We start from the raw sequence: 15,443 nt of genomic DNA on the forward strand, positions 1-15,443 counted from the left end.
TGCCCATGAGCGACACGGACGCGCTCTCGGCGGCGCTCCGCGACGGCGACGCCGCCGAGTTGTCCGACGATCTCGACGCGATCCGCGAAGCCCTCGTCGAGTGGTACCGAGCGGACCACCGCGCGTTCCCGTGGCGGCGGACCGAGGACCCGTACGCGATTCTCGTCAGCGAGGTGATGAGCCAGCAGACCCAACTCGACCGCGTCGTCCCGGCGTGGGAGGACTTCCTCGAACAGTGGCCGACGACCGCCGACCTCGCCGACGCCGACCGCGCAGACGTGGTCGCGTTCTGGTCTTCCCACTCGCTCGGCTACAACAACCGCGCGACGTACCTCCACGAGGCCGCCGGTCAGATCGAAACCGAGTACGGCGGCTCGTTCCCCGAGACGCCCACGGAGCTACAGGAGCTGATGGGCGTCGGCCCGTACACCGCCAACGCGGTTGCCTCCTTCGCGTTCAACAACGGCGATGCGGTCGTCGACACCAACGTGAAACGAGTGCTCTACCGCGCGTTTGCAGAAATCCGTAATGCGGACGATCCGGACTACGAATCGGTTGCGAACGCTCTTATGCCGGCTGGAGAGTCCCGAATCTGGAACAACGCAATTATGGAACTCGGCGGAGTCGCCTGCGGAAAGAAACCACGGTGTGACGAGGAAGGTTGCCCGTGGCGCGAATGGTGTCACGCGTACCAGACCGGTGACTTCACCGCGCCGGACGTGCCGACACAGCCGAGCTTCGAGGGAAGTCGTCGGCAGTTCCGTGGACGCGTTGTTCGACTCCTCGGCGAACATGACGAGATGGATCTGGACACGCTCGGTCATCGGATCCGAGTGGATTACACTCCTGATGGGGAGCACGGACGAGAGTGGTTGCGAGGACTGCTCTCGGATCTAGCCGAGGACGGGCTGCTCGAAGTAGAAGAGACGAGAGAGAAGACCGTCGTCCGCCTTCGGCGATAACGCCGATGTCTCGGGGGCACAATGAAACGACACGCGGGTGTGTGCGGTCTCACTCCGACGTATTCGGTCGTACTGCCCCGCTACAGTGGGATATGATCTCATTCCCGAGTCTCCCGATTTCTCGGTTCTCAGTGGCCTGATCATCGGCGACGTGTTTTTGTACGTCCGGCGTGCGAACTACGCTAACACGATGCCACGCGAACAGTACCAGACGAAGTTGGAGGAACTTCGCGCCGACGTGCTCTACATGAGTGAACTCGTCGCCGAGCGGCTCCGAATGAGCCTCGACGCTCTCGAACAGCAAGACGGCGAACTCGGCGAGAAGGTCATCACCGGCGACGCCGAGATCAACGACCTGTACCTCGAATTAGAAGGTCAGTGTACGGACCTGATCGCGCTTCAGCAGCCGGTCGCGGGCGACCTGCGGTTCATCGCGGCCTCGTTCAAGATCATCACCGATCTCGAACGCATCGCCGATCTCGCGACGAATCTCGGAGAGTACGCGAAGGCAGCCGACCGAGAGGTGTTCCCCGACGTCGACGTCCAGCGGATCGGCGACGACACGCTCGACATGCTCGACGGGGCGATGGCCGCGTACGCGGAGTCCGACCCCGAGCGCTGTTACGCGGTCGCCGAAGCCGACGACGAACTCGACGCCGCCTGCGAAGCCGCGAGCGATCTGGTCGTTCGCGACCTCATCGAGCGCGATGACCTCCGGGCGGCCGGCGAGGGAAGCGATGAAGACGACACCGAGGCCACCATGCAGAACGTCTCTCGGCTCCTGTTGACGATCCGCGACCTCGAACGCGTCGGCGATCACGCGGTGAACATCGCCGCGCGCTCGCTGTACATGATCGAGAACGACGACGAACTGCTGTACTGACGGCACAAACGAGCGCTCGCTCTCGCGTCGTCCCGCGCTTCCACCGTCGTGGCCGTCCCGACGGCTACATATTCCGCGCCGTGTAGGGTCGCGTATGTCCGTTCACTCCACGGAGATCGAAGTTCGATTTCGAGACATCGACGCGCTCGGCCACGTCAACAACGCCGTGTACGCGACGTACATCGAGCAGGCCCGAACGGCGTACTTCCGCGACGTGCTCGATGCGGACCTCTCGCAGGCGTCGACCGTGCTCGCGTCGACGTCATTCGACTTTCGACGATCGGTCGAACTCACCGACGAGACGGTGACCGTGCTGAGCGACGTCGACGATATCGGGCGATCCAGCGTCTCGATGAGCTACGAGATCCGCGTCGGGGGCGACGGCGACCTCGCCGCCGAAGCGGAGGCGACTATCGTCAGTCTCGATCCGGAAACCGGGGAGCCGACACCCGTCCCCGAACCGATGCGGTCGAAGCTGACCGCGTATCACGACCTGTAGGCTCACGATGGCGCTCTGGCCGCGTCTTTCGGCTCAGCTGACGGCCGACCGGACGGCGCATCGCCCAACTCCCGTCACACTCACCTTCTTGAGGCCGCGCACCGATCGGTCGCGTATGTCTATCCGATTGTACGCGCTTGACGGGTGTCCGTGGTGTGAGAAGGCGGCAGACGCGCTCGACACCGCGGGCGTCGAGTACGAAACCGAGTGGGTCGACGCGCTTCACTCGGACCGAAACGAGGTCAAACGGGTCAGCGGTCAACGCGGCGTCCCCGTCATCGTCGACGAGGAACGCGGCGTGACCATGGCCGAGAGCGCGAATATCGTCGAGTACGTCGAGAAAAGCCTCGCATGACGATCTACACCGGCCGAGGCGACGAGGGTGACACCGACCTCAGAGACATGAGCCGCGTCTCGAAGGCCAGCCCTCGGATCGAGGCGTACGGAACCGTCGACGAGGCGAACGCGCTGATCGGCACGGTGCGTCCGACCGGTCACGATGACCTCGACGAGCTGTTGGAGACGGTGCAGAATCACCTTCACGTGGTGCAAGCTGACCTCGCGAATCCCGAGCCGGACCCCGACGACCCGGAAGTGACGGGCGACCTCGTCGAGATGCTCGAACACAGGATCGACGCGTTCGACGCGGAACTGGAGCCGTTGCGGTCGTTCATCCTTCCCGGCGGCGGCGAGGTCGGCGCGCGACTCCACCACGCGCGGACCGTGACCCGTCGCGCCGAGCGCCGAACGGTCGAACTCGCCCGATCCGAGCCGATAAACGAGACTGTCGTGACCTATCTCAACCGGCTCTCCGATCTCCTGTTCACGCTCGGTCGGGTCGCCAACGCCCGCGACGGCGAACCCGAGGAGTCGCCCTCGTACTGACGCCGCGTTCCCGTGGTGTCTCCGAGAGCGGACCGGCACGCGTGAGAAGCGTTGTCGATCACCGGACCACGCGCCACAAAGTCTTTATCTGTCCTTCTCCAAAGGGCAGATATGAGCAAACACTTCGAAGACGCACGGTACTACCTCGGTCGCGCGGCCGAGCACGCGAAGGCGGGTGTGAAAGAGGAACTGGAGCCGGTCGAGGCGCGGGTGAAGGAACTCGTGGGACGAGACGACGACGAGCCGGAGCCCGAGCCGTCCCGGCTCGACCGGATCCAAGCCGATCTCAAAGACCTAGAGGAGCGTGCGGAGGGCGAAGCCCGCGAGGCGGTGGCGTCGGCGCGCAAGCGGGTGAAAGAGTACCGCGGCCACGACGCGGCGACGGACGAGTAGCGTCGTATTCTGCGGGTCCGGTCCCACCGGACAGCGTTCTCACGGCCCGCGACACTGGTATAAAGTAACCCTTAAGTCGCGAGGTCGGATACCTCGACACGAGCGGGTTGGTGGTCTAGCCAGGTTATGACGGCTCCTTCACACGGAGCAGGTCGGCGGTTCGAATCCGCCCCAACCCATCCACTCACTTCGTTCGTGGCGAGTAGTTAACCGCCAGACGGCGGCGTTGTGGTCTTCTTCCCCGTTTCCGACTCACCAAGTCGGCGGTCGGTGTCGTCCAAACCGCCTGACGTGGTCGGCTTCATCTTGGAGTAGTACGCGCGGTATCTATAATGTTTCCCTCGCCCGTAGCAGATTTTCCACCCTATGCGATTCACCGCATCGAGGGGGTGTCGTTCCAGTACGGCTTCTTCTCCATCTCCCCGGAGTTACGTGGGTGAAACAGCATTCCGGAATTTGATTTCCCTCCGACTCGATGCGGTGATACGCGAATCGGTAAATCGTGCGAAGTGAATCGCATACGCCGACAGGAACGGTTATTACGGACGCTCTTGTGTAGCACATTGTTGATTTCAGAGAGTTGCTTTGACGGCGTGTTTGAGCGCTTCTCGTCCGGGTTTGCGGTAGAGTTCTCGTCTGAGTTGGAACGCTCGGAGATACTGTGTGAGGCGATCTTTTGAGATGCCTCGATGCGGCGAGAGCCATCGTCGCGCCAGCGACGCGTGGCTCTCGCAGGTGTTCACGTGGACCGTCTCGTCGGCGTACTCACCGTCTCCGTGAACGACGTATTCGCGGTCGAATTGCTCATCTTCATCAAGCGGATCGTACGCGCAAAATCCGTCGGTATAGACCGTGAGAGGCTCCTGCTGGCGGTCAGCCAGCAGGAGCCGGATCGCCGATTCGTCTGCGGATTTCGCCGGCACAACGTACCGTTGCTCGGTGCCACGATCCACGAGGACGAACACGGGCGGTTTGTCTTGATCATACGTTCCGCGTCCGCGTCGAGAGAGGCCGCGAGAGCGCGACCAGCGGTCGCGCTCGCGGCCTTTCAAGCCGGCAGAGACGTAGAACTCGTCAATTTCAACCGGGCCACGGAGATCGAGTGACGGCGCGTCGAGCGCTTCGCTGAAGCGCTCGACACGCCTGTGAATCGTTTTGTAGGTGACGTCGATTTCGCACTGTAACTGTCTGAGACTCGTGTTAAACCGCAAAAACGCGTAGATCGAAAACAGCCACTTGCGGAGTGCGATCTTCGAGTGAGCGAAGATTGTGCCGGTCTTATCGTTGAACGTGCGGCCGCAATCCTTACAGAGATACCGCTGAAAGTGCCCGTAGCTGCCGTTTCTGACCGTTCGGTCAGAACGGCAGCGAGGACAAGAAACCCCGTCACGCCAGCGAACCTGCTGTAACAGGTCCGCTGCGACCGATTCCGACCCAAACACATCCAGCGGAATCATTCGTGTCGGACACCGCTGACGCGGTGTCCTTGTCCTCTTCGACTCCACAGCGACAGCTCAGCAGTATCAACAATCTCCTACAGAAGAGCGTATTACGGATGTTCGCGTCTTTTAGAGTGTAGGCGTCATTCGTCTTTAGTTAAGACTCACACCTCGGTTGTGTAGCGGTAGCGAGCGTCTCTTGTAAGATCGGTCGTTGCTTGTGGATCTTCTGTGCGTCCTCGATCAGCCGCTCCAACAGCGGCGGTGGCGAATAACCGAGGTGCTCACCGAGTTCGTGGAGGATGAGCTGGGCGTGCGACCGGAAGGTCGCCGCCCAGCGTTCCGGTGGAAACACGAGCTCATCATCCGCCTGCTCGGTGACCAGATCCAACAGATCACGGCTCACAAGCAGTGACAGCAACGCTGCGTACAGCAAGATCTTCACCACGTGCTCGTTGCTCGTGTCGAACTCGTCCAGGTCGTACTGCGTCTTCAACTCACGGAACAGCAACTCCACTTCCCACCGACACCGGTAGATCTGCGCTAAATCCGCCGGAAAGAACTCCTCTCGCGACAGATTTGTCACGTATAGATGGTAGTCGTCGGCGTCCTCGTCGCGGACGCCGACGACGCGGAACCGCTTCGTATCCAGCGACCGCGTCCCGTTGTACGGCCCGCGCTTGAACTCGACTTCGACTTCCACATCGATGTACGTCCGGTCGAGATCGTCGAGCACATCACGGAGTTGCTTGCCCTCCAAGGGAATGGCGCGGCCGCGCCATTCCCGTAATTCATCCGTAATCACCGGATTCGCGTTCTGTTTCAGCCGGCTCACGAAGGAGCCGCCGTTCTCGTCGATCCGCGCAAACCGTCGGTACTTGAAGTACGCGAGGTCGAACAATACGAGGCGGTTCTCAAGCCACGACCCTGTCTTGAACAGCGTGCTGTCGTGTGCTTTCTCGTCGGTAACGTCGATCCGTTCAATCGTCTGTTCAGTGGCATTGTGGAGCAGGTGGAGCTTCGCTCCAGCCTGCTCCTCGTGGCGGGCTTCGAACTGATCAGCGAGAAACTCGTGTAACCGCAACACCGTTCCATCAGCGATCATTACATCACTGAATCGGTCGATGTCAACGTCAACAGTGTCGGGAACAGCGACCTCGTCGAGACCGTGCTCGACGAGGTCGCGGAAGTACTCCGCGAGCGTCGGCGTCAACCGCTGATAGAACCCACCCGGTGAGATCGGCTCGTCAGCTGTGGAGTTGTAGCTGCGTCGAAACCCTGCGAGTGTTCGGCGTTCGCCTGCGGCGAAGCCGAACACGAATGCCCAGACGAAGACGGGAATCTGGAGCTTGCGGTCGCGTTCGACCACGCCGAGTTCCTCGGCGTGCTCTTCGAGGAATTCGGAGGGAAACAGTGTAGTGAGCCGACGCATAATCCGTGATGAGGAGGTTTCGTTGTGCACACTCGACACCTCCTCATTCCTTCCGAAAAGTAGCCTCGATAAGCCGCCACTGTCACGCGGTTCGTCTCCTAACTAAAGACGGATGGTCCGGAGAAGGGGGAGCAGGCGGCGAGCCCTAACTCGCCGCCTGCGTTAGGTTATGGATGATGCACTTCCGCGTGAGCTCCCGGAACTGGCCGTGCCAGCTCCGGGAGCGTAGCTTCTCGCCGTCGTCTTCCTTCAACTGCGAGAAGCCCGTTTCACTCATCCAGCGCTGGTTGTAATCCTCATTCATCCGGGCGTTGTGAGCCTTCTGTAGCGGTGTTTGCTCTCTGTGCTTGATCAGTGGTCGCGTTGAGTTGGAGCGACACTCCTCACGGAGATCGCTCCATGAGTAGTTTGCGTCGGCAGATAACACGCGCAGGTCTTCCGCGTTCCGGCGGAAGACCTGCATCCCAATATGACCGTCCCATGCCTTCTGCGTCGTGAAATGAACGTCCTTGATCGCTAGCGAATTCACGTCGATCAAAATCGTCGTCTTCATCGACTGAAACGAGAAGTCTGCGCGGTCGCGGTAGTGGTAGCTGGTTTGATCGCGTTGAAAGCCGCTTGCGTCAATTGCGGCTTCACCACTCCAGCCCGCCTGCTCCGCCGAAGCGCGGAGCAGGCGGCGGAGTTCACGCATTCGGTACTCCTTTTCCCACCGACAAAACGAGCTGTAGTGCGGTGCGTCGTCAAGATCAAACACGGCGAGGACGCCGGGCATTTCGTTGAGGTAGTCTTCGGTCTCACGGAGACTCTTCTCCAGTTCGACGCGGTACAGGATCAACGCGATCTGCACCCACTCGGCGTACCCGTCCGCGCCGTCCGGCGCGGCGGGTACGTCCGGATCATCAACATGCTGTTTGGCAAGGTCTCGACACATCCAAGCAAGCCGTCTGAGCGATGCCATATCGCCAGACGGCGTCCATTTCCGGGTTAATCTGGCGGAATATTACAGTAAGAGCGTCCCAGACCGTCGTCACTAGGCGGCAAAACAAGGCATGTGAGAGTCCAGTACAGCCGCTACCTGTTGTGTCGGGTATGCGGGGTAGCGGTGACTGTACTCCATCGCTATCACTTGATTAGAGATGTGTTCGCTTAATGGTTTGTACTGCCGTGCGGCGATTCATCCCCTCCCTACTCGCTCGCAATACTCGCTCCTTGAGGAAGGGGCATTCTCGCCTCAATTCTGGTAAACCTGTCCCACACCGACTTCGGTCGAGCGGAGAGATCACGCGTTCGATCCGATCACACGGCGTCCAGTCTGGACTGCAGTTCCGCCTCCGCGCGGTCTGCGAGCGCGTCGATCGGCTCGTCGAGGTAGGTCGCCCACTGGTCGAGAAACCCGGAGCGTCCGAGCATCCGGACGACCTCGTAGACGGGACGACGCTCCGCGAATCCCGAGGGGAGGCCGCCGGCACGCTCGCGGTAACCGTCGTAGAGGGCGGCTGCGTACCGCTTGGGGCCGGTGCTGTCGAACCCGTTGAGCAGTTGGTCTTCCGCGCGCACGAGGTCGCGCGCCGGGTCGCCAACGTGCGCCAGTTCCCAGTCGATCGCGGCGATCCCATCGTCGTCGACGAACAGGTTCGGCATCGCCACGTCCCCGTGGAGCAGCGCCGCGCGCGCACCGGTCAGGCGATCGCGGTTCGATTCGACGCAGTCGACGACGGCAGCGTAGTGGTCGGCGAGTCGCTCTGAGGTCCCGATCTCGCGGGTGCGCTCGATCGTCGAGCGGAGCACGTCGGGCCACGGAGCGGAATCGACCGCGAGTTCGGGGACGGCGGCGTCGGGAACGGCGGCGTCGGGACTCGGCGTCGATCCGCCGTCCCCAGCCCGATCGGACTCGGAGAGGTCCGCTATCTCGCCGTGGCTGTCGAACCGCTCCGCGTGGAGCGCTGCGAGCGTCCGGCCGACACGTCGGAGGAGCGCTCCGCGCGCCGGACCTCCGTCGTCGCAGGTGATTCGGGTGTCGACCGGAGCGGTGTCGCCGCTCGCTCGCCGGTTTCCGGGATCGGTGTCCGTGGCCGTGCTCCGCTCTCGGCTCCCCTCCGTGGCGTTCCACACGTCGAGGAGTTCGCGACCGGCGACCGGGGCGGTCACCAGGTACGGCGGCGACCCGTTCCGGTCGCCCGCGAGCACTGCCGGGGCTCTGACCGGCCGCTCGGCCGCGACGTATCGCAACACGGCCCGCTCGCGAGCGATTCTGGTTCCGTCACCGTCGATAGCGATCTTGCAGAAGGCTCGGTCTCCATCAGCGAACTCGACGCCGACCGTCTCGTTCGCCCCGTTCCACGAGGGACCGACATCGAACAGTTCGGCGACGGAGCGGTCGGGAAAGTCGTCGCGGAGAACCGTCGAGACGGTCTCGTTCACGGTCACGGCTTACTCGTCGACCGACCGGCTTCGATCGACGAACTCGCGCGCGGCCTCGCTGAGTCCCGATCTCAACGATGAATTGTCTTCAGCCGTCTGCGCCGCCGGTTCTTCTGTCCCTTCGTCCCCTTCCCCCTCTGTTTTTCCCCCGTTCGAGACGTGAGCGTCGTCGTGCGTCTCAGCGCCTCGCGTGCCGTCCGTTCGACCGCTACCGTTTCTCGCGTCACCGCCGTGAACATCTGTCGGATCGGCGTCCGGAGGATAGCTCCGCTCAGCCGGCGGAACGAACGCGGTCTCGACGGCTCGCACGATCTCGTCAACGCTCTCGTCGTCGAGCCGGTCCGCGTACGCCTCACGGATCAGATCGGGCACGGCGTACGCGTAGTGGCCCCGGCCGGCGTGACGGATCAGGCCAGCGCGGCGGACCGGTCGGTGTCGGCTGTAAGCGTGTTCGGTGTCGCCGTCGCCGCCGGCGTCGATATGCGCCGCGACTGGGTCGCTCACGCCTTCACGGCGGTAGTGGCGGAGCATCCCGCGAGAGATGTCGGTGAGGCCCCCGATCCGACCGCGAAGCTCCTCGATGACCGCCTCGCGCGTGCCGAGTTCGACGGCGTCGTCGAACCGGAGCGCGCTCTCGGCCACGTCGTCGCGGGTGACCGGGTCGACGTCGTCGCGCCCGTCCTGCTCGCTGTCGTCTACCGGTTCGGGAGTCGGAGGCGCATCGGCCGACTGCGGGCCTTCATTGGCGTCGCCGGAATCGGAGGGTGCCCTGCCGTCGGCGGGATCTGTGGGGTCGCCGGAGGCTGTACCGCTGTCGGCGGGGTCGGGATCCGTTTCCGTGTCCACCGCATCGTAGACGTCGAGGTCCGCCTGGGAGCGGTCGGCGGACGCCGCGGAGGCGACGGAGCGCCCGTTTCCGCCGCGGTAGGGGGCTTCGGCCTTACCGAGCAGCGCCTGTGCGAACTGGTCGGCCATGTTGCTCAGGTCGCGGGCCTCCTCCAGCTCGCGTTCGAGTTCGTGGATCCGCTGACGCTTCTTGTCGAGCTCCTGTCGGAGGTCTGCAAGCTCGGACTCGCGGCGCGCCTGCTCGTCGGAAATGGACTGGAGTTCCCCGACCAGATCGCTGGAGACGGACTTGAGTTCCGGACGCTCGAAGTCGTCGAGCCCCGGCGTCGCGCCGGCGTCGAACGTCTGCTTGCGGTGGAACTGGATCCGCCGGATCGACTCGTCCCAGTCGGTCATCAGGAACGCCTCGCCGTCCCCGAGATCCTCGACGGCGCTCGCGTACTTCGAACCCAAGATGCGTCCGACGACCTTCGTGTCGTTGTCCCAGGTAAGCCGGTGCCAACAGAGCCAGTCGCACTGCGTGATGAAGTCCTTTTTTACGTCCGCGGGGCGCTGGCTGATACCGACGATTCCGAGGCCGTGTTTCCGACCGCGCTTGCCCACCTTGATCAGCATCTTGCCCGTCTCGTCCATCCCGCCGCCCTCCGGGATGTACTCGTGACACTCCTCGACGACGAGCAGGAACGGCTTCTTGAGACGCTTCTCTTTGGCGAACAGCTGTTTGACGACTTCCAAGAGCAGTTCGTTCGCGGTATCCTCTTCGAGATACCCGGAGACGTCGAGGATGATCGGGACGTTCTCCTCTAGGGCGAGGTTCGCGAGCTTCTCGGCGTGTTCCGGCGAGACGACGATGTCGCACTCGTCGTCCGCCCCGGCGTGGAGAATCTCGTACTCCTCTTTCAGGCCGTAGTATTCCCCGTCCGTGTCGACGATCATCACGGGGAAGCCGTTGTCGAGGAGGTTCTCGATCACGACGGAGGCGGTGTTGCTCTTGCCGGACCCGGACTTGCCGGTGATGAACGAACGTCCGGTGAGCACGTCGACGACCGGAAGCTCTACCGGCGATCCCGGCTCGGCCGTCGCGTCGCCGCCGATCCCCTCGCTGACGTCCGCGACGTGGATCGTCTCCTGCTCGGTCATACTCGTGACAGGGACCGCCCACCCAATAAACCCCGACGGATGTGACCTCGACAGATATGTCCTCGACGGATGTGACTTCGGTTCACGCGTGCGGTCGGCCGGCACGCGCCGGCCGAACACGAACGGACAAACGATTAATAGAGTCCTCGTGCAGACTCCGGTATGCGACTCGACACCCTCGGGATCGATCCCTCGGTATCGGTGCTTTTTCCGCCGGAGTTTCTGGCAGAACAGCTGTCAGACGTTCCGATCGACGTCGTGGTTCCCGACGATTCCGATGGATCCACCGACGATGCCGATGGGCCTCACGGGGCTGTCCCGCCGTGTGACGCGATAGTTACCTTCGAACACCGGGAGGAGTTTCTCGATCTCGACTGGATCCACTCGATCCAAGCGGGCGTCGACCGGTTCCCACAAGACCGACTCGAAGACGCCGGCGTCGCACTGACGAACAGCACCGGGATCCATGGCGACGCGATCGGAGAGACCGTCGCCGGATATCTCCTCGCGTTCTCGCGACGACTCCACACGCACATTCGCAACCAAGAAGAACGCGAGTGGAGCCAGCCCGACTGGGATGAGGCGTGGACGATCGCCGGTGAGCGCGCGTGCGTGATCGGACTGGGGAGCCTCGGCCGCGGGGTCGTCGATCGCCTCTCGGCGCTCGGCGTCGACGTCGATGGCCTCCGGCGGACCCCCGTCCCGGAGCCGAGCGTCGACCGCGTCTACACACCGGGAGAGATCGAATCCGCCGTTGCCGGCGCGCGGTTCGTCGTGTTGACAGTCCCACTGACCGGAGAGACCGAGGGAATGATCGATCGAGACGTGCTGGACGCGATGCGAGACGACGCGTATCTGATAAACGTCGCCCGCGGAGGCGTCGTCGACCAGTCGGATCTCGTGTCGGCACTCGGAGACGAATCCATCGCCGGTGCGGCGCTAGACGTCTTCGAGGACGAGCCGCTTCCGGAGTCGTCACCGCTGTGGGAGATGGACGAAGTCATCGTGACTCCGCACTGTGCAGCGTTCACACACCGATACGGTGAACACGTTGGTTCGATTGTCCGAGAGAACGTCCGACGGGCTCGCGACGGTGAGGCGCTGACGAACCGAGTTCTGTGAGGATCGGTCAGTACCTCCACTCGAGTCGCACTACAGCGCCGGCGGTCCGTCTCGGCCGATCACGATCTCCTGTCCTTCGACGTCTTCGAGCGCGGCCACGCGTCCGCCGATTTCGACCCGACCCGCCTCGGTCTCGACAACGAGAGAGGCCACCTCCTCGGTGTCCTCGAACGCGAGATCGACGACTCGCCCGCTGACCGTCACGGACTCGCCCGTCTCGATGTCGCGTCCCTCGACGCTCGCGTAAAACTCGGCCGCCTCGGAAGCGTCACCCTCGGCGGACGCATCGCTGAACTCGCGGATGTCTTTGACCGCGCGTCGAATAGAGGCGTAGCGCCGCGGGAACGGACGTTCCATGCCGTCTGCAGCGAGCGTCTCGGCGGTCGTCCAGAGAACGGTCCCGAAGAAGCCAGAGACCAGGAACCCGAGCGCGGAGCGGTTGAAGATGACACCGTATCGTTCGCGGTCGTCTCGGAGGGCGTCCTGTGTCGCGTACACGGAGTATTCCCCGTCGGCGACGGCGAGGATCGGTGTGGTGATCCCGCGACGCGCGCGGGCGATGGTCGCGACCTCGAGGTAGTCGAACTCGTCGGGATCGGGGGCCTTCGACGACGGGGTGACGAGTAGTTCGACGCTGACGCCGTCGGAGACCTTGGCCGCGAGGTCGTCGCGGAACCGGCGGAGGAGACCTGGCGTGAGCGATACCGCCAGTTCGAACTCCGCGCTTTCGATCACTTCCTCGACGTACCGGAGGATCGTCGATCGGGACTTCACCAGCGACACGGCCTCAGTCTCGCGCGTCGGTGCGGTGTACCGGGCTTCCAGCTCGTCGACCATCTCCGTGAACGACGATCGGAGGTCGCCGAAGGCGTCCTCGGGATCGACGGCGACGATCTTCATCGGGCGCGACTCGCGAAGCTCCACGAGCCCGCGGTCGGAGAGGCTCCGAACGGTGTCGTACACCCGCGGTTGCGGAATGTCAGTTCTGTCGGCGATATCGCTGGCCGTCAGTTCTCCGTGTTCTAATACCGCGAGGTACGCGTCGATTTCGTACTCGCCGAGATTGAATCGGTCCCCGACGCGGTCGAGCGTACCGCGGAGATCGTCAGTCATGGACTACCCGTCGTACCCCTCCGATATAGGTTTTTACTATGAGTCGAGTTGCACGCGTTTTCAGAGCGGAATTCTCTACACGTCTCAGATGCCGACAGCCTCGTAGCCGGATACCTGAGAATTTCACATGTACATCCGATCGTAGGTTCCCTCGGATTCGCGGTCGTCGATACGCTCTGCGAGGCCCTCGTAGTATTGGCGGATCTCCGCTGCGAACGCTTCCAGCGGTCCGGAGTCGACACCGAGATCGTACGTGGCGTCGATCGTGTCCACGAGCCTGACCGCGGCTTCGACGTCCGGGGCTTGCGCGTGAACCGGCGTAATGAAGACACCGACACCCAAGGGGGAGTCTATTCCGTGCTCAAGCAGTGACGCGTTCGTTCCGTCGAGGAATCCGGCCTCCATCGGTGGAACGGCGTCGTCTCCGAGCCGCGCTGTACGGTAGTCGTCGGTCGCGACGTAGAACGTTTTGTGTGCGTCGGGGCCGTGCGGGATCGGGACGCCCGCAAGCACCGCGATCTCGGCCACGTCTTCGGTCTCGGTCCAGCCGAGGATCGATGTCGCCAGTCGCTCACCGAGCACCGGCGGGACGAACTGTTCTCCGACGAGAACGGTTACGTCGACGTCGTCAGCCGAGTACAGCCGGATCGAGTGACGCGGCCGGCCCTTCTCGAAGGGGGTGATCGACGGAAGGTCGGTCGTGCTAACGTGTCCGATCTCTTCGAGTTCGAGGTTATCGACGAGGTAATCGACGGCCGTGAGTCCCGCGAGCCCGAACGACGAGAACCCAGCAACAAGCACGTCGTTCGGCGACAGGTCGTGGGTGACACTGAACGAAGGGATCCCCGGTGGTGTGTGTGACATATTCGGAATTCGATAGTCGGGGTGTTAATGATTTCCCGCCTTGGGTCTCTATGAAAAACGGGTTCTCTCGGAACTGCTAGGGAGAAACCCTTTTTCGGGTGGCCGACGGCAGATTCGCTATGGCGCGCCCCGATGCGATCACCCTCACCGCGAATGCCGCCGCGATCCCGTTGGCGGACTGGGCCTCGGGGCTGCCGTCACTCCCAGAAGCGGCGTTGTCGTCGGTCCCGGGTGCGGGTTTGCTGATAGTCCTCGTGTCGGCCGGGATCGGTGTGCTCGTGTCGAAGTTCCTCATTCGACTCATCGGCCGCCCCGTCGCGCGCCGCGTGTCTCGACAGAGCGTCGCACAGACCATCGTTCGAGGGGTGCGCGTCGGGACGATCACCCTCGCGACGCTTATCGGTCTTGGGGTAGCCGGCTTCCAGTTCGCCGACTTACTCTTGGGAACCGCGGTCTTCTCCGCCGTGATCGGGATCATCCTCGCACCGATCGTGGGGAACTTCATCAACGGGATCTTCGTTCTCGCCGATCAGCCGTTCGAAATCGGTGACATGATTCAACTTGAGGACGGCACGACGGGATTCGTCGAAGATATCACGATCCGATACACGAAGATATTCACCCTCGATAACACCTTCATCGTCGTCCCGAACGGGACCATGCGCGAGCGCGACGTGACCAACTTCTCAGCTGAAGACGAGCGGACTCGCCGAACGATCGACGTGCTCGTCACCTACGAGAGTGACATTCCCGAAGCACGCCGATGCATCGAGCGAGGCGCGCGCGACTGTGACGCCGTGATCGACGGCGGTCCAGACATCCGAGTTGGGGTCGCCCGATACACGGCCAGCCCCGACTGTCGGTTACACGAGTTCGGTGACGACGGGGTGTTACTCCGGCTCCGATACTGGGTGAAAAAGCCCTACAAGCTCGCGAAGGTGCAGTCCGACGTGAACACCCGGATCCGCGAGCGACTCGCGGACGCCGATGTCGAGATGGCGTACCCACATCGCCATCTCGTCTTCGACGACACGTCCGGCGTGGCCCGCATTGACGGACCCGCCGACCATGTCGGCGGTGATGATTCTGTCAGTAGCGGGTTCGCGACCAATGTCGCTGACGAAGACGCGATCGACGAGCGGACTGCGGACGACACCGAGGCAGCGACTACAGACACCAGCGATAGGTCAGACGACCGTGACACGGCAGCCAGTAGCGACACTGTAGACGACGAAGATACCGTGGATGGCGAAGATACCGTAGACGACGAAGATACCGTGGATGGCGAAGATACCGTAGACGACGAAGATACCGTGGATGGCGAAGATACCGTAGACGACGAAGATACCGTGGACGGAGAAGACGGTCTCGGACGCCACTCTGAGGATCTCCGGTGATCTCCCGTCTTAGTTGAGCAGACCCCGTCTTGACCAGACCTCGT

General features: G+C 62.9%; 15 protein-coding genes and 1 tRNA gene. 9 read left to right on the forward strand and 7 right to left on the reverse strand.

Translation table 11 applies throughout. The annotated features are described in order from the left end of the window. The first annotated feature begins 5 nt into the window (after positions 1-5). From ACZ45C_RS07730 to ACZ45C_RS07760, 7 genes are all read left to right on the forward strand, one after another. Entirely contained in the window at positions 6-962 is a 957-nt protein-coding gene (locus ACZ45C_RS07730) for an HhH-GPD family protein (RefSeq protein WP_460560646.1), read from the forward strand. Between the two features lie 190 nt (positions 963-1,152). Beyond that, complete coding sequence (gene phoU, locus ACZ45C_RS07735) at positions 1,153-1,845, forward strand: phosphate signaling complex protein PhoU (protein WP_460560648.1); 693 nt, start codon at positions 1,153-1,155, stop codon at positions 1,843-1,845. Positions 1,846-1,939: 94 nt separating this feature from the next. Then, on the forward strand, positions 1,940-2,344 hold the full coding sequence (locus ACZ45C_RS07740; RefSeq protein WP_460560650.1) for an acyl-CoA thioesterase: 405 nt from the start codon (positions 1,940-1,942) through the stop codon (positions 2,342-2,344). Positions 2,345-2,459: 115 nt separating this feature from the next. After that, positions 2,460-2,699, forward strand: a complete 240-nt coding sequence (locus ACZ45C_RS07745; protein WP_460560652.1) for a glutaredoxin family protein — start codon at positions 2,460-2,462, stop codon at positions 2,697-2,699. Continuing rightward, positions 2,696-3,229 carry a cob(I)yrinic acid a,c-diamide adenosyltransferase gene (locus ACZ45C_RS07750; RefSeq protein ID WP_460560654.1) on the forward strand — a complete coding sequence of 178 codons (534 nt, stop codon included), beginning with the start codon at positions 2,696-2,698 and terminating at the stop codon, positions 3,227-3,229. Before ACZ45C_RS07745 ends, ACZ45C_RS07750 begins: the two co-directional genes overlap by 4 nt. Before the next feature lie 111 nt (positions 3,230-3,340). Continuing rightward, entirely contained in the window at positions 3,341-3,622 is a 282-nt protein-coding gene (locus tag ACZ45C_RS07755; RefSeq protein ID WP_460560656.1) for a DUF7553 family protein, read from the forward strand. A 104-nt stretch (positions 3,623-3,726) separates the two neighbouring features. Beyond that, positions 3,727-3,801, forward strand: a tRNA-Val gene (locus ACZ45C_RS07760). A 393-nt stretch (positions 3,802-4,194) separates the two neighbouring features. Here ACZ45C_RS07760 and ACZ45C_RS07765 read toward each other — a convergent pair. The 5 genes from ACZ45C_RS07765 to ACZ45C_RS07785 form a co-directional block, all read right to left on the reverse strand. Further along, the gene (locus ACZ45C_RS07765) at positions 4,195-5,079 is read right to left on the reverse strand and encodes an IS1595 family transposase (protein WP_464374315.1); all 885 of its coding nucleotides are present in this window, start codon (positions 5,077-5,079) and stop codon (positions 4,195-4,197) included. 139 nt (positions 5,080-5,218) lie between these two features. Beyond that, a complete protein-coding gene (locus ACZ45C_RS07770) occupies positions 5,219-6,493 on the reverse strand; it encodes an IS4-like element ISH8B family transposase (protein ID WP_010890432.1) in 1,275 nt (424 codons plus the stop codon). 145 nt (positions 6,494-6,638) lie between these two features. Then, positions 6,639-7,454: an IS5 family transposase gene (locus tag ACZ45C_RS07775; RefSeq protein ID WP_464374304.1), complete on the reverse strand. Its 816-nt coding sequence runs from the start codon at positions 7,452-7,454 to the stop codon at positions 6,639-6,641. Positions 7,455-7,792: 338 nt separating this feature from the next. Next, on the reverse strand, positions 7,793-8,917 hold the full coding sequence (locus ACZ45C_RS07780; RefSeq protein ID WP_460561356.1) for a phosphotransferase family protein: 1,125 nt from the start codon (positions 8,915-8,917) through the stop codon (positions 7,793-7,795). Between the two features lie 9 nt (positions 8,918-8,926). Beyond that, a complete protein-coding gene (locus ACZ45C_RS07785) occupies positions 8,927-10,903 on the reverse strand; it encodes an ATP-binding protein (RefSeq protein WP_460561354.1) in 1,977 nt (658 codons plus the stop codon). 162 nt (positions 10,904-11,065) lie between these two features. Here ACZ45C_RS07785 and ddh point away from each other — a divergent pair, with 162 nt between their 5' ends. Further along, entirely contained in the window at positions 11,066-12,025 is a 960-nt protein-coding gene (gene ddh, locus ACZ45C_RS07790; protein WP_460561352.1) for a D-2-hydroxyacid dehydrogenase, read from the forward strand. 30 nt (positions 12,026-12,055) lie between these two features. Here ddh and trmB read toward each other — a convergent pair whose 3' ends face one another. After that, on the reverse strand, positions 12,056-13,138 hold the full coding sequence (gene trmB, locus ACZ45C_RS07795; protein WP_460561350.1) for an HTH-type sugar sensing transcriptional regulator TrmB: 1,083 nt from the start codon (positions 13,136-13,138) through the stop codon (positions 12,056-12,058). 123 nt (positions 13,139-13,261) lie between these two features. Continuing rightward, a complete protein-coding gene (locus ACZ45C_RS07800; RefSeq protein WP_460561348.1) occupies positions 13,262-14,002 on the reverse strand; it encodes a proteasome assembly chaperone family protein in 741 nt (246 codons plus the stop codon). Positions 14,003-14,121: 119 nt separating this feature from the next. Between ACZ45C_RS07800 and ACZ45C_RS07805 the strand changes: the two genes are divergently transcribed. Further along, positions 14,122-15,399 (forward strand): mechanosensitive ion channel family protein, encoded by a 1,278-nt coding sequence (locus tag ACZ45C_RS07805; RefSeq protein ID WP_464374336.1) that lies wholly within the window; start codon positions 14,122-14,124, stop codon positions 15,397-15,399. The last annotated feature ends 44 nt before the right edge of the window (positions 15,400-15,443 follow it).

It is taken from the genome of Halorubrum pallidum (genome assembly GCF_055380345.1).

What these genes read in the sequence shown, in the direction of transcription:
- ACZ45C_RS07730 (WP_460560646.1), top strand. Translation starts at nt 6, where the DNA reads ATGAGCGACACGGACGCGCTCTCGGCGGCGCTCCGCGACGGCGACGCC.
- phoU (WP_460560648.1), top strand. Translation starts at nt 1,153, where the DNA reads ATGCCACGCGAACAGTACCAGACGAAGTTGGAGGAACTTCGCGCCGAC.
- ACZ45C_RS07740 (WP_460560650.1), top strand. Translation starts at nt 1,940, where the DNA reads ATGTCCGTTCACTCCACGGAGATCGAAGTTCGATTTCGAGACATCGAC.
- ACZ45C_RS07745 (WP_460560652.1), top strand. Translation starts at nt 2,460, where the DNA reads ATGTCTATCCGATTGTACGCGCTTGACGGGTGTCCGTGGTGTGAGAAG.
- ACZ45C_RS07750 (WP_460560654.1), top strand. Translation starts at nt 2,696, where the DNA reads ATGACGATCTACACCGGCCGAGGCGACGAGGGTGACACCGACCTCAGA.
- ACZ45C_RS07755 (WP_460560656.1), top strand. Translation starts at nt 3,341, where the DNA reads ATGAGCAAACACTTCGAAGACGCACGGTACTACCTCGGTCGCGCGGCC.
- ACZ45C_RS07765 (WP_464374315.1), bottom strand. Translation starts at nt 5,079, where the DNA reads ATGATTCCGCTGGATGTGTTTGGGTCGGAATCGGTCGCAGCGGACCTG.
- ACZ45C_RS07770 (WP_010890432.1), bottom strand. Translation starts at nt 6,493, where the DNA reads ATGCGTCGGCTCACTACACTGTTTCCCTCCGAATTCCTCGAAGAGCAC.
- ACZ45C_RS07775 (WP_464374304.1), bottom strand. Translation starts at nt 7,454, where the DNA reads ATGGCATCGCTCAGACGGCTTGCTTGGATGTGTCGAGACCTTGCCAAA.
- ACZ45C_RS07785 (WP_460561354.1), bottom strand. Translation starts at nt 10,903, where the DNA reads ATGACCGAGCAGGAGACGATCCACGTCGCGGACGTCAGCGAGGGGATC.
- ddh (WP_460561352.1), top strand. Translation starts at nt 11,066, where the DNA reads ATGCGACTCGACACCCTCGGGATCGATCCCTCGGTATCGGTGCTTTTT.
- trmB (WP_460561350.1), bottom strand. Translation starts at nt 13,138, where the DNA reads ATGACTGACGATCTCCGCGGTACGCTCGACCGCGTCGGGGACCGATTC.
- ACZ45C_RS07800 (WP_460561348.1), bottom strand. Translation starts at nt 14,002, where the DNA reads ATGTCACACACACCACCGGGGATCCCTTCGTTCAGTGTCACCCACGAC.
- ACZ45C_RS07805 (WP_464374336.1), top strand. Translation starts at nt 14,122, where the DNA reads ATGGCGCGCCCCGATGCGATCACCCTCACCGCGAATGCCGCCGCGATC.